Consider the following 15,452-nt stretch of genomic DNA (forward strand, 5'->3'; position numbering starts at 1 on the left):
GGAAACGCTATAATATTCCGCTAAACCATAGCGCCCCCAAATGCAGCTTCTAACGATCGGAATCAATCACCACACTGCGCCTGTCGCCTTGCGCGAACGCGTGGCGTTTCCGCTCGAACAGATCAAGCCTGCATTGGACACCTTCAAGAGCGTCTGGCTGGGCCCGTCGGCCCGCACGGCGCCGGAAGCGGCCATTCTGTCCACCTGCAATCGCACCGAACTCTACTGCGCGACCGACGACCAGGCCGCGCGTGAAGCCGCGATCCAGTGGCTGTCCAAGTACCATAACCTGCCCATCGACGAACTCGCGCCGCACGTCTACGCGCTGCCGCAGTCGGAAGCCGTGCGCCACGCGTTCCGCGTCGCGTCCGGGCTGGATTCGATGGTGCTGGGCGAAACGCAAATCGTCGGACAAATGAAGGATGCAGTGCGTACCGCGTCGGAAGCCGGCGCGCTCGGCACCTATTTGAACCAGCTGTTCCAGCGCACCTTCGCCGTGGCGAAGGAAGTGCGCAGCACGACCGAAATCGGCGCGCAGTCGGTTTCCATGGCGGCCGCCGCCGTGCGCCTCGCCCAGCGGATTTTCGACAAAGTCGCGAACCAGCGCGTGCTGTTCATCGGCGCGGGTGAAATGATCGAGTTGTGCGCCACGCACTTTGCCGCGCAGCAGCCGAAGGAACTCGTGGTCGCCAACCGCACGGCCGAGCGCGGCACGCGTCTCGCCGAGCGCTTCAGCGGCCGCGCCATTCCGCTGTCGGACCTGCCCTCGCGCATGCATGAGTTCGACATCATCGTGTCGTGCACCGCGTCAACCTTGCCGATCATCGGCTTGGGCGCGGTCGAGCGGGCGGTGAAAGCGCGCCGCCACCGGCCGATTTTCATGGTCGATCTGGCCGTACCGCGCGATATCGAACCCGAAGTCGGCAAGCTCGAAGACGTGTTCCTGTACACCGTCGACGACCTCGGCGCGATCGTCCGCGAAGGCAATGCGTCGCGGCAAGCCGCGGTTGCGCAGGCCGAAGCGATCATCGAGACGCGCGTGCAGAATTTCATGCAATGGCTGGACGCGCGCAGCATCGTGCCGGTAATCCGCCATATGCACACGCAGGCCGACGTGCTGCGTCGCGCTGAAGTCGAACGCGCGCAGAAAATGCTCGCGCGCGGCGACGATCCGGCCGTCGTGCTCGAAGCGCTGTCGCAATCGCTCACCAATAAACTGATCCACGGTCCCACGCACGCGCTCAATCGCGCGAGCAGCGAGAACCGTGACACGCTCATCGAACTCATGGGCGGTTTCTACAAACACTCCGGTTCCACGGAGCGTTAGCGGCGCAGCCACCGCCGCGCTGTCCGGGCTACCCGCAAGTGGCCCGCGACGTGCTTCTGACCAGGGCATCAGCCCACTCCCTAGTTGTCATCCTTGCCGGAGCCCGCTCCGATACCCGTCCGATGAAAACGAGCATGCAACGCAAGCTCGACCAGCTCACTACCCGGCTGGCCGAACTGAACGATCTGTTGAGCCGCGAGGACATCACCTCGAATCTCGACCAATACCGCAAGCTCACGCGGGAACACGCCGAGCTCGGGCCGCTGGTCGACCACTACGCGCTGTGGCGCCAAGCCATGAACGACGCAACCACCGCGCAGGAATTGCTGGCGGATGCGTCGATGCGCGACTTCGCCGAAGACGAAATTCGCGCGGCCCGCGAGCGCATGGAAAAGCTCGGCGCCGAGTTGCAGAAAATGCTGCTGCCGAAAGACCCGAACGACGACCGCAACATCTTCCTCGAAATCCGTGCCGGAACGGGTGGCGACGAATCCGCGCTGTTCGCGGGTGACCTGCTGCGCATGTACCTGCGCTTTGCCGAACGCAGCCGCTGGCAAGTGGAGATGATGTCGGCGAGCGAATCGGATCTGGGCGGCTACAAGGAAGTAATCGTGCGGATCGCCGGCGAAGCCGCTTATTCGAAGCTCAAGTTCGAGTCCGGCGGCCATCGCGTGCAACGCGTGCCGGCGACCGAAACCCAAGGGCGCATTCACACGTCGGCGTGCACGGTCGCGGTCATGCCGGAAGCGGACGAAATCGGCGAAGTCGAGATCAATCCGGCGGATTTGCGGATCGATACGTTCCGCGCGTCCGGCGCGGGCGGGCAGCACATCAACAAGACCGATTCCGCGGTGCGCGTCACGCACTTGCCGACCGGGATCGTCGTCGAATGTCAGGACGACCGTTCGCAGCACAAGAACAAGGACCGCGCGCTGAAGGTGCTGGCGGCTCGCATCAAGGACAAGCAATCGCACGAGCAGCAGGCGAAGGAAGCCGCCACGCGCAAGAGCCTGATCGGCTCGGGCGACCGCTCGGAACGGATTCGCACGTACAACTTCCCGCAAGGGCGTCTGACAGATCACCGGATCAACCTCACGCTCTACCGCCTCGACGCGATCATGGACGGCGATCTCGACGAGCTCATCGCGGCGCTCGTCAGCGAGCATCAGGCCGAATTGCTGGCCTCGCTGGGCGACGCGGACTAACCCGCGCATGAGTTCGGCCACACCCGCCACACCCGCCGCGCTGTTGCGCGCCTCGCCGCTGCGGCCGCTGGAAGCGCGCATCCTGCTCACGCATGTGCTCGGCTGGCGGCCCACGCAGCTGATTACGCGCAGCGACGAAGCGCTCGACACTGAATTCGTCGAGCGTTACCAGGCACTGGAAGCACGGCGCGTTGCCGGCGAACCGGTGGCGCAACTGGTCGGCGCCCGGGAATTTTTCGGGCTGGATTTCGAAGTCACGCCGCACGTGCTCATTCCGCGCCCCGAAACCGAATTGCTGGTCGACACCGCACTGACGGCGCTGGAAAACCTCTCGCGACCTCGCGTGCTCGATCTTGGCACCGGCACAGGCGCCATTGCCGTCGCGATTGCGTCGATGCGGCCAGACGCGCAGGTCTGGGCGCTCGACCGTTCCGCCGAAGCACTGGCGGTCGCCACGCGCAACGCCGCCCGCCTGCTCGACGTGCAACGCCCCGGCGGCGTCGTGTCGTTGACGCAAAGCAACTGGTACGACTCCCTCGACGCCACGTTGCGCTTTGACGTGATCGTCAGCAATCCGCCGTATATCGCGAGCGGTGATCCGCATCTGGACGAAGGCGATCTGCGCTTCGAACCGCGCGGCGCGCTCACCGATGAAGCCGACGGGCTCAGCGCGATCCGCGCGATCATCGCCGGTGCGCCCACACGGCTCGCCGCCGATGGCGTATTGTGGATCGAGCACGGCTACGATCAGGCCGAAGCCGTGCGCGCGTTGTTGACGGCGCAAGGTTTCGCGCAAGTCCGCTCAGAGCGCGATCTGGCCGGCATCGAACGGATCAGTGGCGGGCGTCTGGACGGCTCGCGCATCGCCTAATATCCACAAACGCTGCACGGACAAAGCGGCGCTCGGCCGGCCGTATCGAAATCCGCTATCATTTCAGCCTATTCCCTACACATAACGGAACCGCAAGGTCAGTCATGGATACGCAACAACGCATCAAGCAAATCGTCGACGAAAACAATGTCGTCCTCTTCATGAAGGGCACCGCTCAGTTCCCGATGTGCGGCTTTTCGGGCCGCGCCATCCAGATTCTGAAGGCATGCGGCGTCGGTGAGATCAAGACCGTCAACGTGCTCGAAGACGACGAAGTCCGCCAGGGCATCAAGCAGTTCTCGAACTGGCCGACCATTCCGCAGCTGTACGTGAAGGGCGAATTCGTCGGCGGGTCGGACATCATGATGGAAATGTACGAATCGGGCGAACTGCAGCAACTGTTCGCCGCGGCCTGAGCGGCCACGGTTCACACGCTTCTATCCCCAAGGCGCCGCGAGCCATGGAAACACGCGCTGCGGCGCCACGCCGGCTGATCGTCGCGATCACCGGCGCGACCGGTGCCATCTACGGCATCCGGATACTCGAAACGCTGCGCAGGCTGGGCGGTGTCGAGAGCCATCTGCTGATTTCCAGCGCGGGCTGGCTCAATATCCAGCACGAACTCCAGTTGAGCAAAGAAGACGTGCATCCGCTCGCGGATGTCGTTCACTCGGTGCGCGACGTCGGTGCTAGCATCGCGTCCGGCTCGTTTGCCACCGACGGCATGGTCGTCGCCCCTTGCTCCATGAGGACGCTCGCCAGCGTCGCGCACGGTTTCTCGGACAATCTGATCACGCGCGCCGCCGATGTCACGCTCAAGGAGCGCCGCCGCCTCGTGCTGCTCGTGCGCGAGACGCCGTTCAATCTGGCGCATCTGCGCAACATGACGGCCGTCACTGAAATGGGCGGCGTGATTTTCCCGCCCTTGCCTGCCTTCTACAACCAACCCGCGTCCATCGACGAAATGGTCGATCACACCGTGGCGCGCGTGCTGGATCTGTTCGCGCTCGGACCGGCTTTGTCGCCGGCGTGGGCTGGGCTGCGCGGCGCGCAGGAATAGCGCGTCAGCCCCGGCGGGCGATGTCCGCGCATACGCACGGATTCACAACATCCGCGACACAATCAATTCTGTTTTAGCCCGTTTATCAAATTGCGGTGCAGCCCTATATTGGTAGCAACCCAATCTCTGCGCCGCGCTCCCGCGGCCGCGTTGCTGCCATGAACCGCTTACCCTCGCTTTTCCTGTCCCACGGCGCGCCCACGCTGCCGATCGACCCGTCGTTGCCGTCCGCCGAATTCGGCGCGCTGAGCGCCCAGTTGCCGCGTCCGGAGGCCGTGCTGATGCTGTCGGCCCATTGGGGCACGGCGCAGCCGGTGGCGAGCACGTCCACGGCGCCGGAAACCATCCACGATTTCTATGGCTTTCCGCGTCAGTTGTACGAAATTCAGTATCCGGCCCCGGGCGCGCCCGATGTGGCGCGCCGCGCGGCCGTGCTGCTCGGTGAGAGCGGCATCCTCGCGGGCGCCCAGCCGCACGGACTCGACCACGGCGCGTGGGTGCCGATGCTGCTCATGTTCCCGTCCGCCGACGTGCCCATCGCTCAATTGTCGATCCAGCCGCACATGGACGCGACGCATCACTTTCGCGTCGGCCGGGCGCTGCGGTCGTTGCAAGACGATGGCGTGATGGTGATCGGCTCCGGCCAGATCACGCACAATCTGCGCGCCGCCGACTTCTCCGCGCGCCCTGAGGACGCCGATCCACGGGTCGCCGAATTCACCGACTGGTTCGAGGAAAAACTCACCGCGCACGATATCGACGCGCTGCTCGACTATCGCCGCCAGGCGCCGCATGCAGTGCTGATGCATCCCACCGACGAGCATCTGCTGCCGGTATTCGCCGCATTGGGCGCGGCGGACGACGATTATTCGCTGGCCATCCAGTCGCTCGGAACCTACCAGCGCTCGCTGGCCATGACGAACTACGTGTTCGGCACAGCCTGACGCAGCGTCATAAGCTCGGCAGAAAAGAAAAAACCCCCGCCTGAGCACGTTAGGCGGGGGGTTTCTACAGACTTAAGCGCAGCACCTTAATGCGCGCCCATGCCTTCGAGCACTTCGTCATGCTCGCTGCGCTCGTCCAGATATTCCGAGCGATAACCGCTCGTCACGCCCCAGTAATAAAACACTAGCGAAAACGCGATAACCACCACCATGTCCCAGCCGTAAGGGATCAGGTCGTGACCGCCGAACTGTTTGCTGCCGATCAGCGACAGAATCGCCATCACCGGCAGATAAGCGACGAGCCACCACGCCGCCTTCAGATCACGCCCCCAGCCGGCAAAACCCGACTTTGCCTGAAAGTAGAAGTACACCGGCAGTGCGACGACCATCAGCAGAATGATTTCGCCGGTCAGCGGCCACTTCGCCCAATACAGGATCAGCGACGCGCAGACGAACGCGAACGGCGCAATGATCTTCATGCCCGGGATATGCAGCGGACGTTCGAGGTCCGTCGCCGCGCGGCGCAGGGCCATCAGGCTGATCGGGCCGGTCAGGTACGAGATCACGGTTGCGACCGAGATCACCGCCGCCAACGAACTCCAGCCGCGGAAGAAGAACAGGAAAATGAACGACACCAGCAGGTTGAACCACATCGCCTGACGCGGCACGCCGTAGAACGGGTGCACGTTGCCGAACATCTTGGGCATCGTGTTGTTGCGTTCCATCGCGTAGATCATGCGGCTGGTGGTCGCCATGTAGGTCGTACCGGTGCCGCTCGGGCTGACGAATGCGTCGACGTACAGCAGAATTGCCAGCCAATTCAGGTTCAGCGCGATTGCGAGTTCCGCGAACGGCGAAGCGAAGTTGAAGTGGCTCCAGCCCTTCATCACGTCACTCGGATTCACCGCACCGATATACGCGATCTGCAGCAGCACGTAAATCACCAGCGCGAGCAGGATCGAGCCGATCACCGCGAACGGCACGCTCTTGGCCGGATTGCGCGCTTCACCCGCGAGATTGATCGGGCTCTGGAAACCGTTGAACGCGAACACGATGCCGCTCGTCGATACCGCCGTCAGCACCGACGACCAGCCGTACGGCGCGAAAGTACTCGCTTCGCCGAAGTTTTCCTTGTGGAAGCCCGTCAGCATCAAGCCGAGGATCGTCGCGCCGGGAATCAGAAACTTGAAGATCGTGATCGCCGAATTGGCGCGCGCAAACAGTTTCACGCCCCAATAGTTCAGCATGAAGTAAATGATCACGAGCGCAGCGGACAGCAATAACCCGTTAATGGTTAATGACCCATCCACGAATAGCGCATGCGCCCAGGGATAGGGCCACGTACTCATATATTGAATGGACGCTTCAGCCTCGATCGGAATCACCGAGACAATGGCAATCCAGTTGGCCCATGCGCTAATGAATCCCACCAGCGCACCGTGCGAATAGCGCGCATAACGCACCATGCCGCCCGACTCCGGGAACATCGCGCCGAGTTCCGCATAGGCCAACGCGATCGCGAGAATCACAACCGCGCCGATCACCCATGCACAAACGGCAGCGGGGCCGGCAATTTTTGCAGCCTTCCACGCGCCGAACAGCCAGCCCGATCCGATGATGGAACCTAAGCCCGTCAGCATCAGCGCGAACGGCCCGATGTTCCGTTGTATAGAACTTTTCACGTCTTCTCCTGTGTCGGCCGGAGTGTGCGCTTTGGCACCGACCCCGCCCCATGCAAGTTTGCAGCAGAACCATGTCGGCACCGCGTGACATCGCCTGGAGGCGCTGGAGACGGGTGACACGCATGCGTACGCGACGGCCCAGTCCAAAAAAGGTGCAACCGACGCGAGGCGCGTAGTTTAACGGTTGCACCCAGCACCTGTCGCGAAACCAAGGGTTCTCCCTAGCAAAAAATTCAGATGAATGGCAAGCTTTGTAAGCAACTTTTACGCCAAGGTGGCGAAAATTCGTAAAGTTGTGGGGAGACTGTTGACCTTCTCTCAAAATCGCCGTATAACGTTCGGGCAGGATTTCAAGCGGCGAGTGAATTGGTCTTTCGTAGTTCGCCCATCAACGGTACTCCGGTTGGTCCCATTACCCCTTCCTTGATTTTCATGCACCCTCTGGGCTTCGGCCTTATTTACCATCTTTAGGAACAAGTAATATGGAAACCGGTACCGTCAAGTGGTTCAATGACGCAAAGGGCTTTGGCTTCATCACGCCGGACGGCGGTGGCGAAGATCTGTTCGCGCATTTCTCGGAAATCCGCACGGAAGGCTTCAAAACGCTGCAAGAAAACCAAAAGGTTACGTTTGAAGTGAAGACGGGCCCGAAGGGCAAGCAAGCTGCTAACATCAAGCCGGCGTAAGCAACACGCTTCCTTCTGGACGCAAAAAACCCCGCCTCGGCGGGGTTTTTTTATATCCACCGCTATTGCGAACGGTGATTATCTTCGCAGTATGCGGTTGGTGCTTTTGGTTATCCGAATAGACGCCGCGCGTGAATGCCGAGTCCAGTCGCGACACTCGCGAGACGGTCGCCGAATACCGCTCTAGCATCCGGAAATGCCGCCGCCAATGCGCCCGATAGAAACGCCAATCCGGTCGAACCGCCCGTAAAGTAAATCGCGTTGACGTCGCGTGTCGCCACGCCGGCCGCCTGTACCGTGTCGCGCGCCGCCTGCACAATGCGCAGCGTTTCGTCCTGGCCGGCCTTGATGAGTTGCGCTTCGTCGAACGCGAGGCGCAGGTCGTCTTCCACTTCATCGAGGTCGATCACGGTCTCTCCGCCCGCCGCCACGCCGATCTTCGCCTCTTCCGCATGCGCCGCCAGCGCATGACCCAGGCGGCGGTCCACGACGCGCATCAGACGGTCGTGATGCTTGACCTCGGTGAACAGGTGCCGCATCAGCGTCAGTTCGCTGACGCGCTTCGGGGAGTAGACGGTGTTGATCAGATGCCAGGTCGCCAGATCGAAATAAATCCGGTTCGGAATCTCACGGCCTTCCGGGTCCAGCGTCTGATAGCCCATTTCGCGCAGGATCGTCGCCAATTCCACGCGACGGTCGAAATCCGTGCCCGCGACGTGCACGCCGTGGTGCGCCAGCACGTCATCCTTGCGCTCGACGCGCTTCATCCGCTCCGGCCCGACCCGCACCAGCGAAAAGTCCGAGGTACCGCCGCCAATGTCGGCCACTAGCACGAGCCCTTCTTCCGTCAGATGCGATTCGTAGTCGAACGCGGCCGCGATCGGCTCATACTGAAAGTGGATTTCCCGCAGGCCGACTGAGCGCGCAGCGGCTTCGAGCTGCTGCTGCGCCATGTGATCGGCACGCGGGTCGTCGTCGACGAAAAACACCGGGCGGCCGAGCACGGCACGATGGATCGGGCCGCCGGCGCTTTTTTCCGCCGAACGCTTGAGATGCTCGACGAAGATCGCGATCACGTCCGTGTACTTGATCGCGGAGCCGTCGCCGAGATCGGTAGAGTTCTCGGCGAGCGGCGAGCCGAGAATGCTCTTCATCGAACGCATCAGACGGCCGTCGAAGCCGTCGATATAGGCTGCGAGCGCCGCCCGTCCGAATTCTCGGGTGTTTTCGTCGGTATTGAAAAAGACCGAGGTGGGCAGCGTCGTATAGGCGCCCTCGACCGGCGCGAGCTTGAGCGCGCCGCCGACAGGAACGGCCACGGCCGAGTTGGAAGTACCAAAGTCAATCGCGCAATAGTTCATGGCAGGAATCGCCGCTCACGGCTGGCGCGGACAGAAAGGGGAGCGGCTTTGTAACACGAAAGCCCAATCAGCATCAACTGACGTTTCGGGCGCGCTCGCGGTTACGCAAAAGCCCAGCTCGACGGAACGAATATTGCTCATTTTGACAGGATACGCCGCCAATTTTCGGAATTGAGGAGACTTCAAGCAATGAGCGCGCCGCCTACTGCCGCTGTCCACGAAAAAAACGCCTCGGTCGTCGAAACGGATCTGCCCTCACGGCTCGACCGCCTGCCTTGGGGCCGGTTTCACTCGCTGATCGTGGTGGCGCTTGGCGTGACGTGGCTGCTCGACGGTCTGGAAGTCACGCTGGCGGGCGCGGTCGCAAGTGCGTTGAAGTCTAGTCCATCGTTGCACTTTACCAACGCCGACGTCGGTCTGGCCGGTAGCGCCTACATCGCCGGGGCGGTGTTCGGCGCGTTGGGATTCGGCTGGCTGACCGACCGGCTCGGACGCCGCAAGCTGTTTTTCATCACGCTCGCCCTGTATCTGGCGGCGACTGCGGCAACCGCGCTGTCGTGGAATCTGGCCAGCTTTCTGCTGTTTCGCTTCCTGACCGGCGCCGGGATCGGTGGCGAATACACGGCAATCAATTCGACGATCCAGGAATTTACGCCGGCGCGCGTGCGCGGCTGGACCGATCTGGGCATCAACGGCACGTTCTGGATCGGCGCGGGACTCGGAGCGGCCGGCTCGCTGGTGCTGCTCGATCCGCATCTGCTGCCGCCCGACTGGGGCTGGCGCGCCTGCTTTTTCATCGGCGCGGTGCTCGCGCTGGGGATTCTGCCGATGCGCATCTGGGTGCCCGAAAGCCCGCGCTGGCTGCTCACTCACGGCGACGAGCGCGACGCCCGCGCGATCGTCGAAGGCATCGAAACGCGCTTTCGCAACGGAGGCCACACACTCTCCGACGACGACCTCACGCGCCTGCGGTTACGCGCTCGCGGACATACCCCGCTGCGCGAGGTATTCCATACGCTCTTCAACGTGCATCGACGGCGAGCGATGGTCGGCCTGTCGCTGATGACCGCGCAGGCGTTCTTCTACAACGCGATCTTTTTCACCTACGCGCTGGTGCTCACCGACTTCTACAACGTGCCGGGTGACCACATCGGCTGGTATCTGCTGCCCTTCGCACTCGGCAATTTCCTCGGCCCGCTGCTGCTCGGCCGGTTCTTCGACGTGATCGGGCGGCGCAAGATGATCGCGGCAACTTACGCGATCTCCGGCATCCTGCTGACGCTGAGCGGCTACCTGTTCGAGCAGCAGATGCTCACCGTCGTGACGCAGACGATCGCGTGGATGGTGATTTTCTTCTTCGCATCGGCGGCCGCGAGTTCGGCTTATCTGACGGTCAGCGAATCGTTTCCGCTGGAAATTCGCGCGCTGGCCATCGCGGTTTTCTACGCGTTCGGCACGGCGCTCGGCGGCATCGCCGGGCCGGCGTTTTTCGGCCGGCTGATCGACACGCATCAGCGCAGCGAGGTCTTTTCGGGCTATCTGGTCGGCTCTGGGCTGATGCTCGCGGCGGCGGTGATCGCGGCGATCTGGGGCGTGGATGCGGAGCGAAAGTCGTTGGAGAGCGTGGCCACGCCGCTGTCGAGCGTCGCGGAGGATGCGGAATAAAAAACGCGCGGTCTTCGCCGCGCGTTCTACTTCAATACACGAATTGCGAGCCGCTCAGAACGCTTTCTTCCAGCCACCGCTATAGGCGATTTCCGCCAGCGGCAGACGCTGACGCACCGACTTCTCGCGCTCACGCAACACCGGATCCAGTTTGTCCACGTCGCCGTAATGACCGAGCGAAATCATCGCGATCACTTCGACGTCGCTCGGCAGCTTGAATGCCGTGCGGAACGCGTTCGGGTCGAAACCGCTCATCTGGTGAGCGGCCAGTCCGAGCGCATGCGCCTGCAAGACCAGCGCCATCGCGGCGGCGCCCGCATCGTACGGTGCGCAGCGATTCACCTCGCCCTTGTTGGTGAGCGTGTGCGTGGTCACGGCGATCAGCACCGGCGCCGGCGCATTCCAGCCCTGGTTGAACGGCACCAGCGTGGCGAAGGCCTGCTTGAACGAGACTTCATCGACGCTGCGGTCGAATACGAGAAAACGCCACGGCTGCGCGTTGTACGAAGACGGCGCCCAGCGTGCCGCTTCGAGCACGGCTTGCAGATGCTCACGGCTCACCGGCTCGCTCGAATACGCGCGCGGGCTCCAGCGGCCTGCAATCAGCTCGTGAATGGCAATTGCGGTAGGGGCGGGTTTGTTGGCCATGCGCTTCTCTCGGTCGAAATTCATGATCGACGGGCAACTGCCCGGGGTCACATAGCATAACCGGGCTTCGGCGCGCGTGCGCCAACAAGCGAGTAGTTTGTTTAGCGCTGCCTGCAACAGCGAAACGGCCCCTTGCGGGGCCGCGATTCTTGCGATGCTCGGTTCGCCGCGCGCGGTTTTATGCCGCCTGCGGTTCCGGCACTTTGACGGGCCGGTTGATCCGCAACACGATCATCGCGGCCACGAGGCACAAACCGCCGGAAATCATCGACGCAACCGTATAGGTGCCGAGGCTCGCGCGCAGCATGCCGGCGCCGAGGGCTGCGAAAGCCGCGCCGAGTTGATGGCCGGCGACGACCCAGCCGAACACCACCGGCGCCGATTCCTTGCCGTAGACGTCGGTGGCCAGACGCACGGTCGGCGGCACGGTCGCGATCCAGTCGAGTCCGTAGAACACGGCGAACAGCGGCAGACCGAAGAAGTCGATGCCGAACGCGTGCGGCAGAAACATCAGCGACAAACCGCGCAGACCGTAGTACCAGAACAGCAGCACGCGGCTATCGAAGCGGTCCGACAACCAGCCCGAGAGGGTCGTGCCGAACAGATCGAAGATGCCCATCGCGGCGAGCAGCGAAGCGCCCTGCACTTCCGTCATGCCGTAGTCGCCGCACATCGCGATCAGATGGGTGCCGACATAGCCGTTGGTGCTCGCGCCGCAGATAAAGAAGCTAAAGAACAGCAGCCAGAAGTCGCGCGTTTTGCTTGCCATGGCGAGTGTGCCGAAGGCGATCGCCAGTGGATTCTGTTTGGTGAAGGTGCTGTTGATGGGCGAATCGTGCGGTTCGCCGTACGGACGCAGCTTCATGTCGGCCGGGCGCTCGGGCAACAGAAACGCAACCAGCGGAATCACGATCGCGGCCGCAATGGCGACGACCCATACCACTTGCCGCCAGCCGTCGTGCTCGGCGATGGCCGCGAGCATCGGCAGGAACACGAGTTGGCCGGTCGCTGAACTCGCCGTGAGAATACCCATGACGAGGCCACGCCGCGTGGTGAACCAGCGCGTCACCACCGTCGCCGACAACGACAGCGCCGCGACGCCCGTCGAGCCGCCGACCATCACGCCCCAGATCAGCACCATCTGCCACGGGTGCGTCATCAGCGACGACAGCGCGACGCCCGCCGCCATCGTCCCCAGCGCAGCCAGCAGCGTGGGGCGCACGCCGAAACGTTGCATCGCCGCCGCCGCGAACGGTCCCATCAGACCGTACAGCGCGATGTTCACCGAGATCGCCAGGGAAATCGTTGCGCGGCTCCAGCCGAATTGATGCTCGAGCGGCAACATCATCACGCTCGGCGTGGCGCGCGTGCCGGCCGCCGCCAGCAGTACCAGAAACACCACCGCGACGGTCAGCCAGCCGTAGTGGAAACGTCCGCCAATCAGTCTTGCTGCCCAGTTCATCAGTTCTCCAATCGACACCTGCCCCGCAGGCGACGCCGCTTGTGTATTGTTACGCATTCAGTAAAGGATCTGTGACAGATCAGTCACAATAGGTGTTGCGATACTAGTTACTGGTCGGTAACATGTCAAGGCGTTAATTGAGTTCAGGTGACCATCCATGTCCGACAGTGAAACCCCAAAGCCAGCGGCTGCCCGGCGCACGCGCGGCGCGCAGACCGCCGGACCGCAGGCGCAGCAGCATTTGCTGCGTGCCGCGGACGAGCTGTTCTACCGTGAGGGCGTGCGAGCCGTCGGCGTGGACGCGGTGGTCGAGCGCGCCGGCGTGAACAAGATGAGCTTGTACCGGCAGTTTTCGTCGAAGGACGAACTGGTCATGGCTTATCTGGAGCGCAAGGACGAGCAGTTCTTCGGCTACGTGGAGCGGAGCTTCGCTAAGCATCCGGGCGAGCCGGCAAGGCAGCTTCAGCAATATTTCGACGACCTCGCGGTGCGCGCGTCCGTCGACGATTATCGCGGCTGTCCTTTCGTGAACGTGTCGGTGGAGTTTCCGGAGGCGGCGCATCCGGTGCGGCAGTTCGTGTTTCGCAACAAGGCGCGCTTGATGGCGCGGCTCACGGAACTGACGACGGCGGCGGGCGCCGATGATCCCGCAGCGCTCGCCAATGCGCTGGGTTTGATGATCGAAGGCGTGTATGCGGCCAGCCAGACCTACGGGCCCGGATGCGGGCCCGTTCTGGCCGCGCCGAAAGTCGCCGCACAGTTGATCGCCGCGGCGTGCGGCGCGGCGGCAGCGGCTGACTGAATTTTCTGCTTCGCGGCTCTGTTTGAGCGAGGCGCGAATCGATGCCGAGCCGCCCCGTTAAAATGGCGCTTTATCTCCCGCGCCGCCTGCCATGCCGTTGTCCACCGAATCCCACGATGCCGTTGTTGCCGCTACTCGTCACTGGCTGACCGAGGCTGTGATCGGCCTCAACCTGTGTCCGTTCGCGAAGGCAGTCCACGTGAAGGGGCAGATTCGCTATGCCGTCAGCGATGCCGTGGACATGGAAGGCGTGCTGACCGATCTTGAAACCGAGCTTCAGACGCTGGTCGCCGCCGACCCGGATGCCGTGGATACGACGCTGTTAATCGTGCCGCAGGCGCTCAGCGATTTTCTCGACTACAACGACTGCCTGTTTTTCGCCGAACGCATGCTCAAGCAGCTTCGGCTCGAAGGCGTCGTTCAGATCGCGAGCTTCCATCCCTTTTATCAGTTCGAAGGCAGCGAGCCCGACGATATCGAGAACTACACGAATCGCGCGCCGTATCCGATTTTGCATCTGCTACGCGAGGACAGCATCGAACGCGCGGTTCAGGCTTTTCCCGACGCTGAAGCGATTTACGAGCGGAATCAGGAAACGCTCCGCAGAATCGGCCTGGCCGGCTGGGCCGCGTTGATGACGCGGTAAGTCGCGTAGCGGCTCGCAACAAGCGACCGCGCGATGCCGCCCGATCAGGCTGAAACAAAAAACCGTTCCTTCAGTTCCTCGATTCCGAGCGTTTCCATCACCTCGTTCAGACGCTCGGCCGGCCGGCGCCTCGGCAAATCCTTGTACTGGGCGATGATGAGTTCATTCTTCATGGAATGCTCCCAACCCACCAGTTCGGTCACGCTGACCTGATAGCCGTGCGCTTCGAGCTGCAAACATCGCAGCACGTTCGTGATCTGGCTCCCGAACTCCCGCGTGTGCAACGGATGCCGCCAGATCTCCGTCAGGGCGTTGCCGAGCGATTTGCCCTTGTTCTGCCGCAACACCCCTGCCACCTCGGCCTGACAGCACGGCACGACCACGATGTACTTCGCCTTCTTTTCGAGCGCGAAGCGCAGCGCGTCGTCGGTCGCGGTATTGCAGGCGTGCAGCGCGGTCACGATGTCGATCTGGGCCGGCAAGCGGTCCGACGTGATCGAGTCCGCCACCGACAGATTCAGAAACGACATGCCCGTAAATCCCAGCCGGCCCGCCAGTTCCTCCGACTTCGCGACAAGCTCCTCGCGCGTCTCAATGCCGTATATGTGCGACGCACCACCCGCTTCTTCCTGAAACTCCTTGAAGAAAAGGTCATACAGGATAAAACCTAGATAGGACTTGCCCGCGCCGTGGTCGATGAGGGTCACGGCGCCCTGCTGGTTCTTGAGGTCTTTGAGCAGCGGTTCGATGAACTGGAACAGGTGATAGACCTGTTTCAGCTTGCGACGGCTGTCCTGGTTCATCTTGCCGTCGCGTGTGAGGATGTGAAGCTCCTTCAACAACTCGACGGATTGGTTCGGACGGATTTCGTGCGTTTTGCTGGACATCGGGGGAAACCGCCAATAATTGCAGCGCGAACGTGCGACAGGTGACGGAAAAAGGGAAAAGTTGCTGCCAGTTTACCCAAAGTGCGGCTTGCTGACCGAAGGAGCCGCGCAAAGCATGTCAGAAAGGGCATAAACCTGGAACACTTCCTGCTCAAAAAAGCGTCAAGTGGAAGGTTCCGGAAAGGCGCAAAAGCAGCTTGCGTAAC

General features: G+C 62.4%; 15 protein-coding genes. 10 read left to right on the forward strand and 5 right to left on the reverse strand.

Annotated features, from left to right (window positions below; translation table 11 throughout):
- Nucleotides 1-40 precede the first annotated feature (40 nt).
- The 6 genes from hemA to HF916_RS46865 all read left to right on the forward strand — a co-directional run bounded on the left by hemA (nt 41) and on the right by HF916_RS46865 (nt 5,407).
- Nucleotides 41-1,327 carry a glutamyl-tRNA reductase gene (hemA, locus tag HF916_RS46840; protein ID WP_168795356.1) on the forward strand — a complete coding sequence of 429 codons (1,287 nt, stop codon included), beginning with the start codon at nt 41-43 and terminating at the stop codon, nt 1,325-1,327.
- A gap of 122 nt (nt 1,328-1,449) precedes the next feature.
- Nucleotides 1,450-2,532, forward strand: a complete 1,083-nt coding sequence (prfA, locus tag HF916_RS46845) for a peptide chain release factor 1 (protein WP_168795357.1) — start codon at nt 1,450-1,452, stop codon at nt 2,530-2,532.
- A gap of 7 nt (nt 2,533-2,539) precedes the next feature.
- Nucleotides 2,540-3,403, forward strand: a complete 864-nt coding sequence (gene prmC, locus HF916_RS46850) for a peptide chain release factor N(5)-glutamine methyltransferase (RefSeq protein WP_168795358.1) — start codon at nt 2,540-2,542, stop codon at nt 3,401-3,403.
- Between the two features lie 104 nt (nt 3,404-3,507).
- Entirely contained in the window at nt 3,508-3,819 is a 312-nt protein-coding gene (grxD, locus tag HF916_RS46855; protein ID WP_012434475.1) for a Grx4 family monothiol glutaredoxin, read from the forward strand.
- A gap of 44 nt (nt 3,820-3,863) precedes the next feature.
- A complete protein-coding gene (locus HF916_RS46860) occupies nt 3,864-4,463 on the forward strand; it encodes a UbiX family flavin prenyltransferase (protein ID WP_168795359.1) in 600 nt (199 codons plus the stop codon).
- Between the two features lie 158 nt (nt 4,464-4,621).
- The gene (locus tag HF916_RS46865; RefSeq protein WP_168795360.1) at nt 4,622-5,407 is read left to right on the forward strand and encodes a DODA-type extradiol aromatic ring-opening family dioxygenase; all 786 of its coding nucleotides are present in this window, start codon (nt 4,622-4,624) and stop codon (nt 5,405-5,407) included.
- Between the two features lie 86 nt (nt 5,408-5,493).
- Here HF916_RS46865 and HF916_RS46870 read toward each other — a convergent pair whose 3' ends face one another.
- Nucleotides 5,494-7,089 (reverse strand): APC family permease, encoded by a 1,596-nt coding sequence (locus tag HF916_RS46870; protein ID WP_168795361.1) that lies wholly within the window; start codon nt 7,087-7,089, stop codon nt 5,494-5,496.
- Between the two features lie 482 nt (nt 7,090-7,571).
- Between HF916_RS46870 and HF916_RS46875 the strand changes: the two genes are divergently transcribed.
- A complete protein-coding gene (locus HF916_RS46875; protein WP_060858913.1) occupies nt 7,572-7,775 on the forward strand; it encodes a cold-shock protein in 204 nt (67 codons plus the stop codon).
- Nucleotides 7,776-7,885: 110 nt separating this feature from the next.
- On the opposite strand, the gene HF916_RS46880 is transcribed toward HF916_RS46875, so the two are convergent.
- The gene (locus HF916_RS46880; protein WP_168795362.1) at nt 7,886-9,136 is read right to left on the reverse strand and encodes an Hsp70 family protein; all 1,251 of its coding nucleotides are present in this window, start codon (nt 9,134-9,136) and stop codon (nt 7,886-7,888) included.
- A 189-nt stretch (nt 9,137-9,325) separates the two neighbouring features.
- Between HF916_RS46880 and HF916_RS46885 the strand changes: the two genes are divergently transcribed.
- A complete protein-coding gene (locus tag HF916_RS46885; RefSeq protein WP_168795363.1) occupies nt 9,326-10,801 on the forward strand; it encodes an MFS transporter in 1,476 nt (491 codons plus the stop codon).
- Between the two features lie 54 nt (nt 10,802-10,855).
- Here HF916_RS46885 and HF916_RS46890 read toward each other — a convergent pair whose 3' ends face one another.
- On the reverse strand, nt 10,856-11,449 hold the full coding sequence (locus tag HF916_RS46890; protein WP_206001991.1) for a nitroreductase family protein: 594 nt from the start codon (nt 11,447-11,449) through the stop codon (nt 10,856-10,858).
- 178 nt (nt 11,450-11,627) lie between these two features.
- Nucleotides 11,628-12,911: an MFS transporter gene (locus tag HF916_RS46895; protein ID WP_168795365.1), complete on the reverse strand. Its 1,284-nt coding sequence runs from the start codon at nt 12,909-12,911 to the stop codon at nt 11,628-11,630.
- A gap of 157 nt (nt 12,912-13,068) precedes the next feature.
- Between HF916_RS46895 and HF916_RS46900 the strand changes: the two genes are divergently transcribed.
- Nucleotides 13,069-13,713 carry a TetR/AcrR family transcriptional regulator gene (locus tag HF916_RS46900; protein ID WP_168795366.1) on the forward strand — a complete coding sequence of 215 codons (645 nt, stop codon included), beginning with the start codon at nt 13,069-13,071 and terminating at the stop codon, nt 13,711-13,713.
- A gap of 91 nt (nt 13,714-13,804) precedes the next feature.
- Nucleotides 13,805-14,359 (forward strand): DUF1415 domain-containing protein, encoded by a 555-nt coding sequence (locus HF916_RS46905; protein WP_168795367.1) that lies wholly within the window; start codon nt 13,805-13,807, stop codon nt 14,357-14,359.
- Nucleotides 14,360-14,403: 44 nt separating this feature from the next.
- Here HF916_RS46905 and HF916_RS46910 read toward each other — a convergent pair whose 3' ends face one another.
- Nucleotides 14,404-15,246 (reverse strand): class I SAM-dependent methyltransferase, encoded by an 843-nt coding sequence (locus tag HF916_RS46910; RefSeq protein WP_168795368.1) that lies wholly within the window; start codon nt 15,244-15,246, stop codon nt 14,404-14,406.
- Nucleotides 15,247-15,452 lie beyond the last annotated feature (206 nt).

This window comes from Paraburkholderia aromaticivorans, from assembly GCF_012689525.1.
In the GTDB taxonomy this organism is placed as follows: domain Bacteria; phylum Pseudomonadota; class Gammaproteobacteria; order Burkholderiales; family Burkholderiaceae; genus Paraburkholderia; species Paraburkholderia aromaticivorans_A.

Excerpts from the sequence above, each read along its gene's own strand:
- HF916_RS46905 (WP_168795367.1), top strand. The coding sequence starts at position 13,805 with ATGCCGTTGTCCACCGAATCCCACGATGCCGTTGTTGCCGCTACTCGT.
- HF916_RS46900 (WP_168795366.1), top strand. The coding sequence starts at position 13,069 with ATGTCCGACAGTGAAACCCCAAAGCCAGCGGCTGCCCGGCGCACGCGC.
- grxD (WP_012434475.1), top strand. The coding sequence starts at position 3,508 with ATGGATACGCAACAACGCATCAAGCAAATCGTCGACGAAAACAATGTC.
- HF916_RS46865 (WP_168795360.1), top strand. The coding sequence starts at position 4,622 with ATGAACCGCTTACCCTCGCTTTTCCTGTCCCACGGCGCGCCCACGCTG.
- HF916_RS46885 (WP_168795363.1), top strand. The coding sequence starts at position 9,326 with ATGAGCGCGCCGCCTACTGCCGCTGTCCACGAAAAAAACGCCTCGGTC.
- prmC (WP_168795358.1), top strand. The coding sequence starts at position 2,540 with ATGAGTTCGGCCACACCCGCCACACCCGCCGCGCTGTTGCGCGCCTCG.
- HF916_RS46860 (WP_168795359.1), top strand. The coding sequence starts at position 3,864 with ATGGAAACACGCGCTGCGGCGCCACGCCGGCTGATCGTCGCGATCACC.
- HF916_RS46875 (WP_060858913.1), top strand. The coding sequence starts at position 7,572 with ATGGAAACCGGTACCGTCAAGTGGTTCAATGACGCAAAGGGCTTTGGC.
- HF916_RS46880 (WP_168795362.1), bottom strand. The coding sequence starts at position 9,136 with ATGAACTATTGCGCGATTGACTTTGGTACTTCCAACTCGGCCGTGGCC.
- prfA (WP_168795357.1), top strand. The coding sequence starts at position 1,450 with ATGAAAACGAGCATGCAACGCAAGCTCGACCAGCTCACTACCCGGCTG.
- HF916_RS46890 (WP_206001991.1), bottom strand. The coding sequence starts at position 11,449 with ATGGCCAACAAACCCGCCCCTACCGCAATTGCCATTCACGAGCTGATT.
- HF916_RS46895 (WP_168795365.1), bottom strand. The coding sequence starts at position 12,911 with ATGAACTGGGCAGCAAGACTGATTGGCGGACGTTTCCACTACGGCTGG.
- hemA (WP_168795356.1), top strand. The coding sequence starts at position 41 with ATGCAGCTTCTAACGATCGGAATCAATCACCACACTGCGCCTGTCGCC.
- HF916_RS46910 (WP_168795368.1), bottom strand. The coding sequence starts at position 15,246 with ATGTCCAGCAAAACGCACGAAATCCGTCCGAACCAATCCGTCGAGTTG.